The 17,123-nt window shown below is 73.2% G+C and carries 15 protein-coding genes; 4 read left to right on the top strand and 11 right to left on the bottom strand.

The features are described 5' to 3' along the window. Positions 1 to 161 precede the first annotated feature (161 nt). The 4 genes from ruvX to ACFYUY_RS32395 are packed head-to-tail and all read right to left on the bottom strand — an operon-like array spanning position 162 to position 4,216. Positions 162 to 641, bottom strand: coding sequence for a Holliday junction resolvase RuvX (gene ruvX, locus ACFYUY_RS32410; RefSeq protein WP_387905929.1), 480 nt, complete (start codon positions 639 to 641; stop codon positions 162 to 164). Continuing rightward, positions 641 to 3,310 carry an alanine--tRNA ligase gene (gene alaS / locus ACFYUY_RS32405; RefSeq protein WP_387905926.1) on the bottom strand — a complete coding sequence of 890 codons (2,670 nt, stop codon included), beginning with the start codon at positions 3,308 to 3,310 and terminating at the stop codon, positions 641 to 643. The genes ruvX and alaS overlap by 1 nt, the downstream gene beginning before the upstream one ends. Continuing rightward, positions 3,310 to 3,732 (bottom strand): DUF6167 family protein, encoded by a 423-nt coding sequence (locus tag ACFYUY_RS32400; RefSeq protein WP_387905923.1) that lies wholly within the window; start codon positions 3,730 to 3,732, stop codon positions 3,310 to 3,312. The genes alaS and ACFYUY_RS32400 overlap by 1 nt, the downstream gene beginning before the upstream one ends. A gap of 4 nt (positions 3,733 to 3,736) precedes the next feature. Beyond that, positions 3,737 to 4,216: a DUF948 domain-containing protein gene (locus ACFYUY_RS32395; RefSeq protein ID WP_360208918.1), complete on the bottom strand. Its 480-nt coding sequence runs from the start codon at positions 4,214 to 4,216 to the stop codon at positions 3,737 to 3,739. 282 nt (positions 4,217 to 4,498) lie between these two features. On the opposite strand from ACFYUY_RS32395, the gene ACFYUY_RS32390 reads away from it, so the two are divergent. After that, on the top strand, positions 4,499 to 6,688 hold the full coding sequence (locus ACFYUY_RS32390; RefSeq protein ID WP_387905920.1) for an ATP-binding protein: 2,190 nt from the start codon (positions 4,499 to 4,501) through the stop codon (positions 6,686 to 6,688). 56 nt (positions 6,689 to 6,744) lie between these two features. Next, positions 6,745 to 7,065, top strand: a complete 321-nt coding sequence (locus ACFYUY_RS32385) for a tetratricopeptide repeat protein (protein WP_387905937.1) — start codon at positions 6,745 to 6,747, stop codon at positions 7,063 to 7,065. A 133-nt stretch (positions 7,066 to 7,198) separates the two neighbouring features. Here the strand turns inward: ACFYUY_RS32385 and rpsD are convergent, their stop codons facing one another. The 3 genes from rpsD to ppk2 all read right to left on the bottom strand — a co-directional run bounded on the left by rpsD (position 7,199) and on the right by ppk2 (position 10,419). Further along, positions 7,199 to 7,813 carry a 30S ribosomal protein S4 gene (gene rpsD / locus ACFYUY_RS32380; RefSeq protein WP_360208910.1) on the bottom strand — a complete coding sequence of 205 codons (615 nt, stop codon included), beginning with the start codon at positions 7,811 to 7,813 and terminating at the stop codon, positions 7,199 to 7,201. A gap of 344 nt (positions 7,814 to 8,157) precedes the next feature. Further along, a complete protein-coding gene (locus ACFYUY_RS32375) occupies positions 8,158 to 9,507 on the bottom strand; it encodes a replication-associated recombination protein A (RefSeq protein ID WP_360208908.1) in 1,350 nt (449 codons plus the stop codon). Positions 9,508 to 9,600: 93 nt separating this feature from the next. Next, positions 9,601 to 10,419: a polyphosphate kinase 2 gene (gene ppk2, locus ACFYUY_RS32370; RefSeq protein WP_387905916.1), complete on the bottom strand. Its 819-nt coding sequence runs from the start codon at positions 10,417 to 10,419 to the stop codon at positions 9,601 to 9,603. Between the two features lie 208 nt (positions 10,420 to 10,627). Between ppk2 and ACFYUY_RS32365 the strand changes: the two genes are divergently transcribed. Beyond that, the gene (locus ACFYUY_RS32365; protein ID WP_387905913.1) at positions 10,628 to 11,557 is read left to right on the top strand and encodes a LysR family transcriptional regulator; all 930 of its coding nucleotides are present in this window, start codon (positions 10,628 to 10,630) and stop codon (positions 11,555 to 11,557) included. Here ACFYUY_RS32365 and ACFYUY_RS32360 read toward each other — a convergent pair. The 4 genes from ACFYUY_RS32360 to ACFYUY_RS32345 all read right to left on the bottom strand — a co-directional run bounded on the left by ACFYUY_RS32360 (position 11,554) and on the right by ACFYUY_RS32345 (position 15,924). After that, the gene (locus ACFYUY_RS32360) at positions 11,554 to 12,063 is read right to left on the bottom strand and encodes an N-acetyltransferase (protein ID WP_360208901.1); all 510 of its coding nucleotides are present in this window, start codon (positions 12,061 to 12,063) and stop codon (positions 11,554 to 11,556) included. The genes ACFYUY_RS32365 and ACFYUY_RS32360 overlap by 4 nt on opposite strands. Positions 12,064 to 12,155: 92 nt before the next feature. Next, positions 12,156 to 13,946, bottom strand: coding sequence for an aspartate--tRNA ligase (aspS, locus tag ACFYUY_RS32355; RefSeq protein ID WP_387905910.1), 1,791 nt, complete (start codon positions 13,944 to 13,946; stop codon positions 12,156 to 12,158). Further along, entirely contained in the window at positions 13,943 to 15,205 is a 1,263-nt protein-coding gene (gene hisS, locus ACFYUY_RS32350) for a histidine--tRNA ligase (protein ID WP_360208897.1), read from the bottom strand. The genes aspS and hisS overlap by 4 nt, the downstream gene beginning before the upstream one ends. 11 nt (positions 15,206 to 15,216) lie before the next feature. Further along, complete coding sequence (locus tag ACFYUY_RS32345) at positions 15,217 to 15,924, bottom strand: MBL fold metallo-hydrolase (RefSeq protein WP_360208894.1); 708 nt, start codon at positions 15,922 to 15,924, stop codon at positions 15,217 to 15,219. Between the two features lie 275 nt (positions 15,925 to 16,199). Between ACFYUY_RS32345 and ACFYUY_RS32340 the strand changes: the two genes are divergently transcribed. Then, positions 16,200 to 17,027, top strand: coding sequence for a peptidylprolyl isomerase (locus ACFYUY_RS32340; protein ID WP_360208891.1), 828 nt, complete (start codon positions 16,200 to 16,202; stop codon positions 17,025 to 17,027). The last annotated feature ends 96 nt before the right edge of the window (positions 17,028 to 17,123 follow it).

Genomic DNA, 17,123 nt, shown 5'->3' with positions numbered 1-17,123 from the left:
GGGCCCCCCGCACGGGGCCACCAGGGGGGCGGGGGGTCCGCCCCGGGTGTCCTGCGGGGTCGGTCTGGGATCGGGCCCCCGGGGGGGCCCCGCACCCCCCGGGGGGGGGCGGGGCGGCCGCGCCCGCACGGACCCCTCACCGGGACGTTAGAACAGGCCGGTCAGCCCGCCGCCTCGACGCTCTCACCGGGCGGGCGTCCGCTCACCCGTTCGGACTCAAGGGCGGTCTGCAGGATCACCACCGCGGCGGCCTGGTCGACGACCGAGCGGCCCTTCTTCGCCTTGACGCCCGAGGCGCGCAAGCCGTGGGTGGCGGTGACGGTCGACATCCGCTCGTCGACCAGCCGGACGGGCACCGGGTAGAGCCGGTTGGCCAGCCGCGCCGCGTACGCCCGGACCTTCTCCGCCGCCGGGCCCTCCTTGCCGCTCAGCGAGCGGGGCAGCCCGACGATCACCTCCATCGCGTCGTACTCCTCGACGATGGCGGCGATCCTGGCCTGCGACTTCACTCCGGCCGGGACGGTCTCCACGGGTGTGGCGAGCACCCCGTCGGGGTCGCAGGACGCGACCCCGATCCGGGCGTCACCGACGTCGACGGCGATCCGCCGCCCGCGCCGGAAGGGCCTCTCCTCGAACTCCATCAGGAGGCGCGCTCCGCGACCAGGGCGCGCACCGCGGCGACGGCCTCGCCGACGGCGGCCGGGTTCGAGCCGCCGCCCTGGGCGACGTCGTCCTTGCCGCCACCGCCGCCGCCGAGGGTCTTGGCGGCGACGCGGACCAGCTCGCCGGCCTTGATGCCGCGGCCGCGGGCGTCCTCGTTGGTGGCGATCACGGTCAGCGGCCGGTCGTTGGCGACGGTGAACGCGGCGACCACGGCCGGGCGCGCGCCGAGGCGGCCGCGCACGTCCAGGACGAGCTTGCGCAGCTCGTCGGCGCCGACGCCGTCGGCGACCTGAGCGGCGACCACGGCGATGCCGTGCACGTCCTCGGCCGAGTCGGCCAGGCCCGCCGCGGCGGCCAGCACCTTCTCGGCGCGGAAGCGCTCGATCTCCTTCTCGGCGTCCTTGAGCTTGGCGAGCATGCCGGAGATCTTCTCCGGCAGCTCCTCCGGGCGGCCCTTGACCAGCTCGGTGAGCTGGGCGACCACGGTGTGCTCACGGGCCAGGAACTTGTACGCGTCGACGCCGACCAGCGCCTCCACCCGGCGCACGCCGGAGCCGATCGAGGACTCGCCGAGCAGCTTCACCAGGCCCAGCTGGGCGGTGTTGCCGACGTGCGTGCCACCGCACAGCTCCTTGGAGAAGTCGCCGATGGTGACGACGCGGACCTCGTCGCCGTACTTCTCGCCGAACATCGCGATGGCGCCGGCCTTGCGGGCCTGGTCCATCGTCATGACCTCGGCGGTGACGTCGAGCTCGCGGCCCAGCACGTCGTTGATCTTCTGCTCGACGTCGACCAGCACGCTGCCGGGGACGGCGGCGGGCGAGCCGAAGTCGAAGCGGAAGCGGCCGGGGGCGTTCTCGGAGCCGGCCTGGGCGGCCGTCGGGCCGAGCGCGTCGCGCAGCGCCTGGTGGGTCAGGTGGGTGGCCGAGTGGGCGCGGGCGATCGCCCGGCGGCGCTCGACGTCGATCGTGGCGTACGCCGAGGCGCCGAGCACGACCTCGCCGAACAGCACGCCGCCGGAGTGCACCACGACGCCCGGGACGGGCTGCTGCACGTCGCGGATCTCCACCACCGCGCCGGACTCCAGCCGGATCCGGCCGTGGTCGGCGAGCTGGCCGCCGCCCTCGGCGTAGAAGGGGGTGCGGTCGAGGATGATCTCGACCTCGTCGCCCTCGGAGGCGGCCGGCGCCGGGACGCCGTCCACCAGCAGGCCGACCACGGTGGCCTCGCCCTCGGTGAGGGTGTAGCCGGTGAAGACGCTGGCGCCGGAGGTGTCGGCGACCTCGCGGTACGCGGCGACGTCAGCGTGGCCCATCTTCTTCGCCTTGGCGTCCGCCTTGGCGCGGTCCCGCTGCTCCTGCATCAGGCGCCGGAAGCCGGCCTCGTCGACCTGGAGGCCCTGCTCCTCGGCCATCTCCAGGGTGAGGTCGATCGGGAAGCCGTAGGTGTCGTGCAGCTTGAAGGCCTGGTCGCCGGAGAGGACGGCGCCACCGGCCTGCCGGGTCTCGGTGACCGCGGCGTCCAGCAGGCTGGTGCCGGCCTTCAGGGTCTGCAGGAAGGCCGCCTCCTCACCGACGACGACCGTCTCGATGCGCTTGCGGTCGGCCTTCAGCTCCGGGTACTGCGGGGCCATCGCCTTGATCGCGGTGTCGATCAGGTCCTTGGCGACCGGGCCGGTGGCACCGAGCAGGCGCATGTTGCGGATGGCGCGGCGCAGGATGCGGCGCAGCACGTAGCCGCGGCCCTCGTTGCCGGGGGTGACGCCGTCGCCGACGAGCATCAGGCCGGTGCGGATGTGGTCGGTGACGACGCGCAGCGAGACGTCCGACTTGTGGTCGGCGCCGTAGGTGTGGCCGGTGAGCTCGGCGGCGCGGTCGAGGATCATCCGGCTGGTGTCGATCTCGAAGAGGTTGTCGACGTCCTGCAGGATGGCGGCGAGGCGCTCCAGGCCGAGGCCGGTGTCGATGTTCTTGCTCGGCAGGTCGCCGAGGATCTCGAAGCCGTCCTTGCCGTCGCCGTGGCCGCGCTCGTACTGCATGAAGACCAGGTTCCAGATCTCCAGGTAGCGCTCGCCGTTGACGGCCGGGCCGCCCTCCTCGCCGTACGCGGGGCCGCGGTCGTAGTTGATCTCCGAGCACGGGCCGCACGGGCCGGGGACGCCCATCGACCAGAAGTTGTCCTTCATGCCGAGGCGCTGGATCCGTTCGGCGGGCACGCCGATGACGTCACGCCAGATCTGCTCGGCCTCGTCGTCGTCCTTGTAGACGGTGATCCAGAGCTTCTCCTTCTCCAGGCCGTAGCCACCGTCCGCGACGGGGGTGGTGAGCAGGTCCCACGCGAACTTGATGGCTCCTTCCTTGAAGTAGTCGCCGAAGGAGAAGTTGCCGCACATCTGGAAGAAGGAGCCGTGCCGGGTGGTCTTCCCGACCTCCTCGATGTCCAGGGTGCGCACGCACTTCTGGACGCTGGTGGCGCGCGAGAACTGCGGCTTGACCTCGCCCAGGAAGTAGGGCTTGAACGGCACCATGCCGGCGTTGACGAGCAGCAGGGTGGGGTCGTCGGCGACCAGGGACGCCGACGGAACGACGGTGTGGCCGCGCTCCTCGAAGAAGCGCAGCCAGCGGCGGCGGATCTCAGCCGACTCCATTAGTGGTCCTTCCGGTTCGGGGTGCCGCCCCGCGGCGGCAGGGCGCGGCGGGGCGTTTCTTCCATGGCTTGGGGGGTCTTGCGGGCACTGCTGGACGGAGGCAGGGCGGCGGCCGGGCTGCCGGGCGCCGCCGAGATAGCTCGGTACTGCGGCTCGCCCCGGAGCGCTCGGCGGCGCCGGGGCTCGACGACGGCGGTGCCGTGGAGTCCGAGGTCGTCGCGCAGCTGCTCCTCGCGCTCGGCCATGCCGGCCCGCACGTCCTGGGCGAACTGCTTGGCCAGGTCGCCCAGGTGCAGCGCACCGCGGGCCGCGGTGCCCGAGAGGTTGTCCGGGGTGAGCCGCTGCACGGCCTCGTTGGCCTTGTTCATGGCCCAGACGGTGGCACCGGCACCGACCGCCATCCAGAAGACGCGTCGCACCATGCCGTCAGCCCCTCACCGCGCGCCGGACCCGCGAGAGCAGGCCGTTCCTGGGCGCCGTCGCGGCGCGCACCTCGGCCCGGACCAGCCGGGCCAGCTCCTCGCGCTCGCCGCCCTGCAGCGGCACGGACGGCTGGCCGCCCTGCTGCTTGGCGACGGCCTTGCGGACGCCGTAGCTGAAGGCCGCGACCTTCACCAGCGGCCCGCCGAGGGTGGCGGCGACGGTGGAGGAGAGGGCGTTGGCGTTGGCGGCGGCGTCCTGCACGTTGGCGGTGATCTCGTCGACCCGCTCCAGCTGCTCGTTGGCGCTGCGCACGGCGGCACCGGCCTCGGTCAGCAGCGGGACGGCCTGTTCGGTGACCGCGGAGACCAGGACGGCGGCCTCCTTCAGCACCCGCGAGAGGCGGACCAGCACCACGGCGAGCAGGGTGACCAGGACCGCCCAGAACACGGCGACGAGCAATCCGGCCAGCTCTCCCACGGACACCTTTGCGCGCTCCCTCGCCTTGCTGTTCTCCAGAACGGAACCCTATCGCGCCCGGGCCCGGTTTCCGGACCGGGTCGGCGCCCGCCGCCGCGGGGGACGCCGGCCCGCCGATCCGGTCGGGTGTGCGAACCCGCGCGTAACCCACCGGCCGGTCACCTCGTTCTGCCAGGCGGGCCGTCGCCCGTACGGCCCGACGCAGGCCCGGACCGCGAGGGTCCGGGCCGGGACCACGGGGAGCACCGCTTGGCCGGCGACTGGAGAGCACAACCCGGGGAGCCCGGGGTGTGGCCGCGCGAGCCGGAGCCCGGCCGGCTGCCGGCCGAGGTGACGGGCTTCGTCGGGCGGCGGCGGGAGCTGACGGAGCTGGCGAGGCTGCTGGCGGGCGCCCGGCTGGTGACCGTCACGGGCCCGGGCGGGGTGGGCAAGAGCCGGCTGGCGCTGCGGGCCGCGGCCCGGGCGGCCGGCGCCTTCCCGGACGGCACCTGGCTGGTGGAGGTGGCCCCGGTGCAGGACCCGCTGCTGCTCGGCCACGCCGTGCTGGAGGCGCTGCGGCTGACCGACGGCACCGCCCGCCCGCCGATGGACGTCCTCACCGAGCGGCTGGCCGGCCGGCGCCTGCTGCTGGTGCTGGACGGCTGCGAGCACCTGGTGGCGGCGTGCGCGGAGCTGACGGAGGCGCTGCTGCGGGGGCTGCCGGGCGTGCGGGTGCTGGCGACCAGCCGGGCTCCGCTGCGGGCCTGCGGCGAGCACCTGCACACGCTGGCCCCGCTGCCGGTGGGGCCGCTGCCGGTCGGCCGGGTGGGGTCGGACGCGCTGCCGGACGCGGTGCGGCTGTTCTCCGACCGGGCCCGGGCGGTGCTGCCGTCCTTCGAGGTGACGGCGGCCAACGCGGAGGCGGTGGGGCTGCTCTGCCGGCGGCTGGACGGCATCCCGCTGGCCGTGGAGCTGGCGGCCGGGCGGCTGCGGGCGCTGTCGGTGGAGCAGATCACCGCCCGGCTGGACGACCGGTTCCGGCTGCTCACCGGGGGCTCCCGGACGGCGCTGCCCCGGCATCAGACGCTGCGGACGACGATCGGCTGGAGTCACGAGCTCTGCACGGCGCAGGAACGTTTACTCTGGGCCCGCCTCTCGGTCTTCGCCGGCAGCTTCGACCTGGACGCCGCCGAGTACCTCTGCGCCGGGGACGGCCTGGACGCCGAGGACGTCCTCGACCTGCTGGACGAGCTGGTCGCCAAGTCCGTGGTCCTGCGCGAGGAGAGCAGCTTCGGCGTCCGCTTCCGGCTGCTGGACACCCTGCGCGACTACGGCTCGCACTGGCTGCGCGCCGCCGGCGAGGAGCAGCGGCTGCTGCGCCGCCACCGGGACTGGTACCTGGGGGTGGCCACCTGGGGCGAGGTCGAGTGGTTCGGCCCCCGGCAGGCCGAGACCGCCGAGCGCACCGAACTCGCCCACACCAACCTGCGCGCGGCGCTGGAGTTCTGCCTGGCCGAGCCCGGCGAGGAGCAGATCGCCCTGCTGCTGGCCGGCACGCTCTGGTTCTACTGGGTCGGCTGCGGCCACCTCGGCGAGGGCCGGCACTGGCTGGACCGCGCGCTCGCCCTGGACCGCGAACCCACCGAGGCCCGCGCCAAGGCCCTCTGGGTCACGGGCTACATGGCCACCCTGCAGGGCGACCTGGCGACCGCCCGCCCGGCCCTGGAGGAGTGCCGCCGCCAGGCCCTGGACACCGGCGACGACCGGGCGCTCGCCTACGCCGTCCACCGGCAGGGCTGCGCGGCCCTGATCGGCGACGAACCGGACCGCGCCGCCGAGCTGTTCGAGGAGGCGCTCTGGCACTACCGGACGATCGGCGAGCTGAACAGCAACGTCGTGATGGCCATGTTCGAGCTGGGCGTCGCCTACCTGTTCCAGGGGGACGTGGAGAGCGGCGAGCTGTGGTTCGGGCAGGCCCGCGAACTGTGCGAGGAGCACGGCGAGCAGTGGGCGTACGCCTACGTGCTGTACGCGATGGCGTACTCGCACTGGATGGACGGAGCCGTCCGCTCGGCCCGTGCGCTGGCCCGGGAGAGCGTCCGGCTGAACCACCTGTTCCACGACCTGCTGGGCATCGTGCTGGCGATCGACCTGCTGGCGCTGCTGGAGACCGAGCCCGGCGGCCCGGGGGAACCGGGGGACCTGCGCGAGGCCCGGGTGCTGCAGGGCGCGGCGCACCGGATCTGGCGCACGGTCGGCCTGCCGTTCCTGGGCTCGCGGTCCTTCTTCGGCCCGCACCAGGAGTGCGCGGAGCGGGCCAGGGCCGGGCTCACCGAGCAGGAGTACCAGGACTGCTACGAGGCCGGCGCCCGGCTCGACCTGGACGCGGCGGTCTCCCGGGCGCTGGGCGGCGGGGGCTCTGCGGACGGGCCTGAGCCCGGCCCCGGGCCCTGCTCGGTGCCACCCGCGCCGGCGCCCTCGCCGGTGCGGAATAGTTGAAACTTGTCCATTGCTGGAGGGGGCGAGGAACCACCCGGAAGGAGCCCACCGTGGCCGTGACCACCACCGCCGACGAGTACCGCCTCGCGACGTTCCACTTCGAGTCCAAGGCGTACACCGACGCCGCCCGCCTGCTGGAGGGCGTGCTGGCCGAGGAGCCGGGCAACCTCTCCGTCCGGCTGCTGCTGGCCCGCAGCTACTACCACTCCGCCCAGCTCGGCCGCGCCGAGGAGGAGCTGCGCCGGATCCTCGACGCCGACCCGGCCGAGGCCTACGCCCGGCTGATGCTCGGCCGCACCCTGGAGCGCCGCGGCCGCGCCGCGGAGGCCCGCCCGCACCTGCGGATGGCCGCCGCGATGACCGGCGAGGACCTCTGAGAGCCGCTGCCGACCCGGCCCCGGGGGCATCCCGGGGACACCGGGGACACCCCCCGGAAAAGGGACGAGCCCCCGCCGCCTCGAAAGGCGACGGGGGCTCGCTGTGGTACCGCCGGAGCGGAACCGCCGCGGGTCAGCGCGAGTAGTACTCGACGACCAGCTGCTCGTCACAGATCACCGGGACCTCCTTGCGCTGCGGCGCACGGTCCAGGCGGAAGGCCAGGGCCTTCAGGTTGACCTCGAGGTACTTCGGGGTCTGGCCCTCGCCCGCGTAGCCACCCTCACGGGCGACCTGGAACGGGACCTTCTCCTTGCTGCGCTCGCGGACGGTCACCACGAAGCCCGGCTTCATCTGGTACGACGGCTTGTTGACCTTGCCGCCGTTGACCTCGATGTGGCCGTGGACGACCATCTGACGGGCCTGGTAGATGGTGCGGGCGATGCCCGAACGCAGGACCAGGGCGTCGAGGCGGGTCTCCAGCTCGGCGACGAGCGCCTCACCGGTCTTGCCCTCGGCCTTCTTCGCGCGGTCGAACGCGCGCGCCATCTGCTTCTCGCTCAGGTCGTACTGGGCGCGCAGACGCTGCTTCTCGAGCAGACGGACCTTGTAGTCCGAGTTCTGCTTGCGACCACGGCCGTGCTGGCCGGGCGGGTACGGGCGGGCCTCGAAGTACTTGACGGACTTCGGGGTCAGCGGCACGCCGAGCGCACGCGCGATCTTGACCTTGGGGCGCTTCTGGTTCGCCATGAACCAAACCTTCCTTGCTTACGAATACGGCTTCACCAGGTGTTGACGGAGGTCGCACGTCGCGACCCGGAGAAAACCACGCCGCCTGCGCGGACGCGATCAGCCGCTCTCCGGAGCCGGGCACGGAAGTGCTTGTCACACGGGCCGGCCGGGTGTCCGGCCGCCCGCGACACCGATAACGGTGCGCGACGCTCCTGGTGCGGACCTCCCGGAGGAGGCCTACGGCCACTGCCCCGCTGGTGCGGCCGGTCGGTGGGGTCTCCCCCGCCGCCGTCCCGGGACATGGCACTCCGATCGAGTATACCGGCAGCCCGGGAGGCCGATCACCCGCCCCCCGGCGGGGCTCACTCCCCCCGCAGCCGCCCCCGCGTCCACTCCACCACGTCCGCGTAGCGGGCCTCGCCGCCGCGGCGGGTCGGCCGGTAGTACTCCTTGCCGTGCACCGCGTCCGGCGCGTACTGCTGGGCCGCGATGCCCTCCGGCAGGTCGTGCGGGTACTGGTAGCCCCGCCCGTGGCCCAGCTTGCCCGCGCCCCCGTAGTGCGCGTCCCGCAGGTGCGGCGGGACGGCCCCCGCCAGGCCCTGCCGGACGTCCGCCAGCGCCGCGTCGATCGCCAGGTAGGCGGCGTTGGACTTGGGCGCCAGCGCCAGCGCGATCGCCGCCTGGGAGAGGATGATCCGCGCCTCCGGGAAGCCGATCAGGGCCACCGCCTGGGCGGCCGCGACCGCCGTCTGCAGGGCCGTCGGATCCGCCAGGCCGACGTCCTCGCTGGCGGAGATCATCAGCCGGCGGGCGATGAAGCGCGGGTCCTCCCCCGCCTCGATCATCCGGGCCAGGTAGTGCAGCGTGGCGTCCACGTCACTGCCCCGGATCGACTTGATCAGCGCGCTCGCCACGTCGTAGTGCTGGTCGCCGTCCTTGTCGTAGCGCACCGCCGCCTGGTTCACGGCCGTCTCCGTGGTGGCCAGCGTGATGCTCGGCTCGCCCTTCTCCAGCGCCGCCCCGGCGGCCGCCTCCAGGGTGGTCAGCGCCCGCCGGGCGTCCCCGCCGGCCAGCCGGACCAGGTGGTCCTCGGCCTCCCCGGTGAGCTCCAGGGCGCCCTCCAGGCCGCGCTCGTCGGCCACCGCCCGGCGCAGCAGGGCGCGGACGTCCTCGTCGGTGAGCGACTCCAGGGTGAGCAGCAGCGAGCGCGACAGCAGCGGGGAGATCACCGAGAAGTAGGGGTTCTCGGTGGTCGCGGCGATCAGGGTGACCCAGCGGTTCTCCACGGCGGGCAGCAGCGAGTCCTGCTGCGCCTTGGAGAAGCGGTGGATCTCGTCCAGGAACAGCACCGTCTCCCGGCCGGACATGCCGACCGCCCGCCGGGCGCCGTCGATCACCGCGCGGACCTCCTTGACCCCGGCGGTGATCGCGGACAGCTCGACGAAGCGGCCCTCCACGGCCTGGCTGATCACGTGCGCCAGGGTGGTCTTGCCCGTCCCGGGCGGGCCCCAGAGGATCACCGAGCTGGTGGCGGCCGGCCCGCGCGAGCCCCCGACCAGCCGGCGCAGCGGCGAGCCGGGTTTCAGCAGCTGCCGCTGCCCGGCCACCTCGTCCAGCGTGCGCGGGCGCATCCGCACGGCCAGCGGGGCCCGCCCGGGCTCCCTGGCCTGGCGTTCCTCGGCGGCGGCGGTGAAGAGGTCCGGTTCGTCCACACCGGAAGCCTATGCGAGGGCCGTGACAGCCCCGGGGCGCCTGCGCGGACCGCGGCGGCGCGACCCGTCCGACGGGATCCGCGGCACCACGTCCTAGCCCAGCTTCGCCGCGTGGTCCGGAACGTACTTCTGCAGGTCGCGCGGGGGCCGCTGGTAGCCGCGCGGGGCCGGGCGGGGCGGCAGGTCGATCCTCGGCGCGGTGACCTCGTGGTACGGGACGGTGGAGAGCAGGTGGGCGATCATGTTGATCCTCGCCCGGCGCTTGTCGTCGCTCTCCACCACGTGCCACGGCGAGTCCGGGACGTCCGTGTGGCCGAACATCTCGTCCTTGGCCCGCGAGTAGTCCTCCCAGTGGGTGATCGACTCGACGTCCATCGGGGAGAGCTTCCAGCGCTTCATCGGGTCCCCCAGCCGGGCCCGGAAGCGCGCCTCCTGCTCGGTGTCGCTGACCGAGAACCAGTACTTGCGCAGCAGGATGCCCGCCTCGATGAGCATCCGCTCGAAGGTCGGGCACTGGTGCAGGAACTGCCAGTACTCCTCGTCGGTGCAGAAGCCCATCACCCGCTCCACGCCGGCCCGGTTGTACCAGCTGCGGTCGAACAGCACGATCTCGCCGGCGGCCGGCAACTGCTCGACGTAACGCTGGAAGTACCACTGCGTCCGCTGCCGCTCGGTCGGCGTCGGCAGTGCCGCGACCCGGGCGATGCGCGGGTTCAGATACTCCGTCATCCGCTTGATCGCGCCGCCCTTGCCCGCGGCGTCCCGGCCCTCGAAGACCACCACCAGCCGGGCCCCGGTGACCCGCACCCACTCCTGGAGCTTGACCAGCTCCTGCTGCAGCCGCAGCAGCTCCCGCTCGTAGGGCTTCCTCGACAGCCGCTCCGACTCCGCGGTCCGCTGCTCCTTCGCCACCTGGGCTCCTCCGTCCGACGCCGCTGATCACCAGTCACCGTAGGCGCTGGGGGCCGGTTCCGCAGGTCGTGCGACGGGTCCGCGGCAGCGGCGGCCCCCTGAACCGCCGCTGCCGCGCTCCCCCGTCCGATCAGCGCGGACGCCGAACGATCAACCTTGGCCCACACCTGCCGGGCCGGTCCAATATCCCGTTCCATAACCTTGGGGCATGGATGTCGACACCCGGTTGCTGCGCAGCTTCACCGCGGTCTGCGAGGAGGGTCAGCTGACCGCCGCGGCGGCCCGGCTGTTCGTCTCCCAGCCGACGCTGACCAAGCAGATCCGCCAGCTGGAGGCGCTGCTCGGGGTCGAGCTGTTCGAGCGCTCGCGGCGCGGCATGACGCCCACCCAGGCCGGCCGGGCACTGGCGGAGCACACCGGGGCGCTGCTCGCCGGCTGGGACGACGCGCTGCGCACCACCCGCGCGGCCGCGGCCGGGCAGTGCTCGGTGCTGCGGGTGGGGTTCGAGGGCGGCATCATCAACCTGGTGACCCGCAGCACGCTCGCCGACTTCGCCCGGCGGATGCCCGGCTGGCAGGTGGAGCTGCGGCAGAACAACTGGTTCGACCCGACCTCGGGACTGGCCACCGGCGAGATCGACCTGACGCTCTGGCACGGACCGCCGTGGCTGGTCGAGCACTACAACGCCGCCGTGCTCGGCCAGGAGGCGCGGGTCGCGGCACTGCCGGCCGGGCACCGGCTGGCGGCCCGGGCCGAGCTCGACCTCGAGGACCTGGCGGACGAACCGTTCGTGGCGATACCGCACGAGGCCGGGCACTGGCGCGAGTACTGGCTCGCGGCCCACGAGCTGGGCGGGCGTCCGGTGCGGATCGGCGCGGTGGCGCACAACTCCGACGAGTGGCTGGCCGCGGTGGTGTGCGGCCAGGGCGTCGGCTTCGCACCGGAGACGATGAGCCGGCTGGCCGCGCGGGATGACGTCGCCTACCGGCCGGTGCGGGGGCTCAGCCCGAGCCAGGTCGGGCTCTACTGGCCGAAGGACCGCGAACTCACGCCGGCGATGGCCGCGTTCGTGCGCAGCTGCCGGGTCACGGTGCCGTTCGGCGGGGGTCGGGCCGGCGCGGCCCGGGGCGTGGCCTAGACCGAGACGAACGGCTCCGGGTAACGGCAGAGCCCGCGCGGACCGCCGTCGTACGCGGGCAGCGCCAGCGTCTGGAAGTAGGTCTCGGGCACCTCGAACGGGCCGCTGACCTCGTGCCGCACGGCCGGGGCGAAGCCGAACCGCCCGTAGTACGCCGGATCGCCGAGGACGACCACGAGCTTCTCGCCCGCCTCCTCGGCCGCCGCCAGCGCGGCCCGGACGACCAGCTCGCCGACGCCCTTGCGCTGCCACTCCGGCGCGACCGCGACCGGCGCGAGCGCCAGCCCCAGGCCGTCCTCGCCGACCCGCAGCCGGGTCAGCAGCGCGTGCCCGATGACCAGCCCGGTCTCGTCGACCGCGACCACGGACAGCCCGGGCACCCAGGCGGGATCGCGGCGCAGCGCGTCCACCAGGTCCGCCTCGTCCGGGCCGGGGAACGCGGCCATGTGGACGCGTCTGGTGGCCGGGGCGTCGTCCGGACATTCGACTCTCGTGGTGACCTTCATGAGTCAACCCTCCCTGTGTCACACACCGTTGTGGACCGGCCCCGGACGGTGGGTGGACCGTCCGGGGCCGTTGCAGGTTAGCGGATTCGGCGTCAGGCCTTGGGCTGGGCCTCGGACTTGGCGTCCTCGCGCTGCTTCGGGGTGGCGTCCACGCCCGCCTCGCGGCGCTGCGCCGGGGTGATCGGCGTCGGGGCGCCGGTCAGCGGGTCCCCGCCGGTGGACGTCTTCGGGAAGGCGATGACGTCCCGGATGGTGTCGTAGCCGCCGAGCAGCGTGACGATCCGGTCGAGACCGAAGGCGACGCCACCGTGCGGCGGGGGGCCGTAGTTGAAGGCGTCCAGCAGGAAGCCGAACTGCGAGGCCGCTTCCTCCTCGGAGAGGCCGATCGCGTCGAACGCCCGCTTCTGCACGTCGCGCTGGTGGATACGGATCGAACCGCCGCCCAGCTCCGAGCCGTTGAGGACCAGGTCGTAGGCGTTGGAGAGCGCCGCACCCGGGTCGGTGTCGAAGGTCGCCAGCGACTCGGCGGTCGGTGCGGTGAACGGGTGGTGCACCGCGTGCCAGCCCTGGAACTCGCCCTTGTCGTCCTCGATGGGCTCGAACATCGGGAAGTCGACGACCCAGAGGAAGGCCCACTGCGACTCGTCGATCAGCTCGCAGCGGCGGCCGATCTCCAGGCGGGCGGCGCCCAGCAGCTCCTGGGAGGCGCGCTGCTTGCCGGCCGCGAAGAAGATCGCGTCGCCGTTCTTGGCGCCCGCGGCGGCGGCCAGGCCGGCCAGGTGCTCCTCGGACAGGTTCTTGGCGACGGGGCCGCGCAGCTCGCCGGTCTCGGCGTCGATGACGACGTAGGCCAGGCCGCGGGCGCCGCGCGCCTTGGCCCAGTCCTGCCAGGCGTCCAGCGCCTTGCGGGGCTGCGAGGCGCCGCCGGGCATGACCACGGCACCGACGTACGGGGCCTGGAAGACGCGGAACGCGGTGCCCTTGAAGTACTCGGTGAGGTCCGTGAGCTCCTGCCCGAAGCGGACGTCCGGCTTGTCGGAGCCGTAGCGGGACATGGCGTCCGCGTAGGACATCCGGGGCAGCGGGGCGGGCAGCTCGTAGCCGTGCACCTCGCGCCAGATGGCGCCGACGATCTTCTCGCCGAGGGCCAGGATGTCCTCCTGGTCGACGAACGAGGCCTCGATGTCCAGCTGGGTGAACTCCGGCTGCCGGTCGGCGCGGAAGTCCTCGTCGCGGAAGCAGCGGGCGATCTGGTAGTAGCGCTCCATGCCGGCCACCATCAGCAGCTGCTTGAACAGCTGGGGCGACTGCGGCAGGGCGTACCAGTGGCCGGGCTGCAGGCGGACCGGGACGAGGAAGTCGCGGGCGCCCTCGGGGGTGGAGCGGGTGAGGTACGGCGTCTCGATGTCGAGGAAGTCGTTCTCCTCCATCACCCGGCGGATGATGTTGCTGACCTTCGAGCGCAGCCGCAGGCCCTTCGCCGGGCCCTCGCGCCGCAGGTCCAGGTAGCGGTAGCGCAGCCGGACCTCCTCGTTGACCGTGCCCGGCTCGTACTCGGCGACGGGGAAGGGCAGCGGGGCGGCCTCGGAGAGGACCTCGATCCCGCTGACGACGACCTCGACGGCGCCGGTCGGGATGTCGGGGTTCTCGTTGCCCTCGGGGCGCACCCGGACGTCGCCGACGACCTTGACGCAGTACTCGGCGCGCAGGCCGTGCACCGAGTCCAGGTCGCGGACCACGATCTGCACGGTGCCGGAGGCGTCGCGCAGGTCGATGAAGGCGACACCGCCGTGGTCGCGGCGGCGGGCGACCCAGCCGGCCAGGGTGACGGTGGTGCCTGCGTGCTCCGGGCGGAGCGTGCCCGCGTCGTGCGTGCGGATCACAGCTGCTTCTCCTTCAGGGTGGTGACGAGTGCGTCGAGGGCGACGGGGTTCTGCTCGCCGGTGGTCAGGTCCTTGAGCTGGACGACGCCCTCGGCGAGGTCGCGGTCACCGGCGACGAGGGCGAAGCGGGCGCCGGACCGGTCGGCCGACTTCATGGCGTTCTTGATGCTCTTCACGCCGAACGCCAGGTCGGTGGCGACACCGGCCCGGCGCAGCTCGACGACCTTGGCGAACAGGACGTTCTTGGCCTCCTCGCCGAGCGCGACGGCGTACACGGAGGTGGCGGCGGGGAGGTCCAGGGCGGCGCCCTCGGCCTCCATCGCCAGGAAGGTGCGGTCCACGCCGAGGGCCCAGCCGACGGAGGGCAGCGCCGGGCCGCCGATCATCTCGGAGAGGCCGTCGTAGCGGCCGCCGCCGCCGATCGCGGACTGGGCGCCGAGGCCGTTGTGCACGAACTCGAAGGTGGTGCGGGTGTAGTAGTCCAGGCCGCGGACGAGCTTGGGGTCGTCGACGAAGGCGACGCCGTTCGCGGTGAGCAGCTCGCGGACCTTCTCGTCGTACGCCTTGCACTCCTCGCACAGGTAGTCGCGCAGCTTCGGGGCGTCGACGAGCTGGGCCTGCACGGCCTCGCGCTTGTCGTCGAGGACGCGCAGCGGGTTGATCCCGGCGCGGCGGCGGGTGTCCTCGTCCAGGTCCAGGCCGGCGAGGAACTCGACCAGGGCGGCGCGGTAGACCGGGCGGCACTGCTTGTCGCCGAGGCTGTTGAGCAGCAGCGAGTAGTCGCTCAGGCCCAGCGAGCGGAAGGCGTCGTCGGCCAGGATGATCAACTCGGCGTCCAGCGCCGGGTCCTCCGCGCCGATGGCCTCCGCCCCGACCTGCGAGAACTGGCGGTAGCGGCCCTTCTGGGCGCGCTCGTAGCGGTAGTACGAGCCGGAGTACCAGAGCTTGACCGGCAGGTTGCCCTGCTTGTGCAGGTTGGCCTGGAGGGCGGCGCGCAGCACCGAGGCGGTGCCCTCCGGACGCAGCGCGAGCTCGTCGCCGCCCCGGGTGGTGAGGTTGTACATCTCCTTGCTGACGATGTCGGTCGACTCGCCGACGCCGCGGGAGAAGAGCTTCACGTCCTCGAAGACCGGGGTCTCGACGTAGCCGTAGCCGGCCCGGCGGGCGGGCGCGGCGATGCGCTCGCGGATCGCCAGGAAGGTCGCGGAGCTGGGGGGCAGCAGGTCGTAGGTGCCCTTGGGGGCGGTGAAGGTGCTCAACTTCTCTTCCGTCACATTCCTCGTCGCGGGAAGGCCGGGGCGCCTGCCGCCCCCGCTGCCTCTCGGAGGTAGGGGTTGGTGGCGCGCTCGCGGCCGATGGTGGTCTGTCCGCCGTGGCCGGAGAGGACCACGGTGGTGTCGTCGAGGGGCAGGCACACCCGGGCCAGCGAGCGCATGATCGCCGCGCTGTCCCCGCCCGGGAGGTCGGTACGCCCGATGGAGCCGGCGAACAGCAGGTCGCCCGAGAACAGCACCGGGGGGAGGTCCTCGGCACCGGGCGTCCGGAAGGTCACCGACCCCCCGGTATGGCCCGGGGCGTGGTCGACGGTGAGCTCCAGGCCGGCCAGCTCCAGCAGCGCGCCGTCGGTGAGCTCGCGCACGTCGTCGGGCTCGCCGACGGTGAGCTCGCCCATCAGCTGGGTGCCCAGGGAGCGGCCGAGCGCCTTCTCCGGGTCGGACATCATGTACCGGTCCTCGGGGTGGATCCAGGCCGGGACGCCGCGGGCGCCGCAGACCGGGACCACCGAGGCCACGTGGTCGATGTGGCCGTGCGTGAGCAGCACGGCGACGGGCTTGAGGCGGTGCTCGCGGACCATCTCCTCGACGCCGCGGGCCGCCTGGTGGCCGGGATCGACGATGACGCACTCCTCGCCCGCCGCCGGTGCGACCAGGTAGCAGTTGGTGCCCCAGGCTCCAGCGGGGAATCCGGCGATGAACACGCGCGTCCTTCGTGATGCGGTCGGCAGCGGCGGCTGCGGGTGCGGCTGCCGGGTGCTGGGGGCGGCTTCCGGGGATGCGGCTACCAGTGGTGTATGGGCAGCCTACCGGCGGTGCGGGTCCGGTTGCGAACCAGATGCGGGTGGCGGCCGCGCTTCGTCCTGACAGGTTCACCGCGTTCTTACGGGCCCGGTCCCTACACTTGGCCGCTGATGGATGCGATGATCCGCTCCGGTACCCATCCACTTTTCCAGCACATCCGTAGGAGACACGGCCGGTGGTCAGCAGCGAACAGCGGCGGCGGCAGCTCGCCCGAGAGAAGTACGAGCGCCAGGCGGAACGCCGGGCCGCGGCCCGGGCCGCGCGCAAGCGCCGCAACGCGATCCTGGGCGCCTCGCTCGCCGTCGTGGTCCTGGCCGGCGGCGGTGCGCTGATCGGCACCGGCGCGTTCGACTCGGACGGCAAGGACAAGTCGCCCCAGGCCGCGCCCACCCAGGCCAACGAGCCGACCACCCCGGTCCGCAAGGCGGTCGAGGGCTGCGCCGCGCCGGCGCCGGGTGCGCCGAACGGCAAGCAGTGGAAGACCGAGCCGGCCATGTCGATCGACACCGCCGCCTCGTACACGGCCGTGCTGGACACCAACTGCGGCAAGGTGACGCTGTCACTCGACGCGGCCAAGGCGCCGCACACGGTGAATTCCTTCGCCTTCCTGGCCGGCGAGAAGTACTTCGACCACACCAAGTGCCACCGTCTGACCACCGACGGCATCTTCGTGCTGCAGTGCGGCGACCCGACCGCCAGCGCGACCGTCCCCGGCGGCACCGGCGACCCGGGCTACAAGTTCGCGGACGAGAACCTGACCGGCGCGACCTACCCGGCGGGCACCGTGGCGATGGCCAACTCCGGCCCGGGCACCAACGGCAGCCAGTTCTTCCTGGTCTACAAGGACACCCAGCTGCCGCCGAACTACACCCCCTTCGGGAAGATCACCGGCGGCCTGGACGTGGTGCAGAAGATCGCCGCCGCGGGCACCCTGGAGGGCGGCACGGACGGCCACCCGATGGCCGACGTCACCTTCAACTCGGTCACCGCCACGAAGGGTTGACCTACCCCGGGGTCGCCCGCGAGGCTTGCCGACGGCGCCCGCGGGCGGCCCGGGCCCGAAATCGCCCGGCCCGGATGCGGACAGCACCGGGCCTGG

This window comes from Kitasatospora sp. NPDC004745 (assembly GCF_042873275.1).
Classification (GTDB): domain Bacteria; phylum Actinomycetota; class Actinomycetes; order Streptomycetales; family Streptomycetaceae; genus Kitasatospora.
Note: the sequence above shows the minus strand (reverse complement) of the source record. Positions and strands in the feature narration are given on the sequence as shown.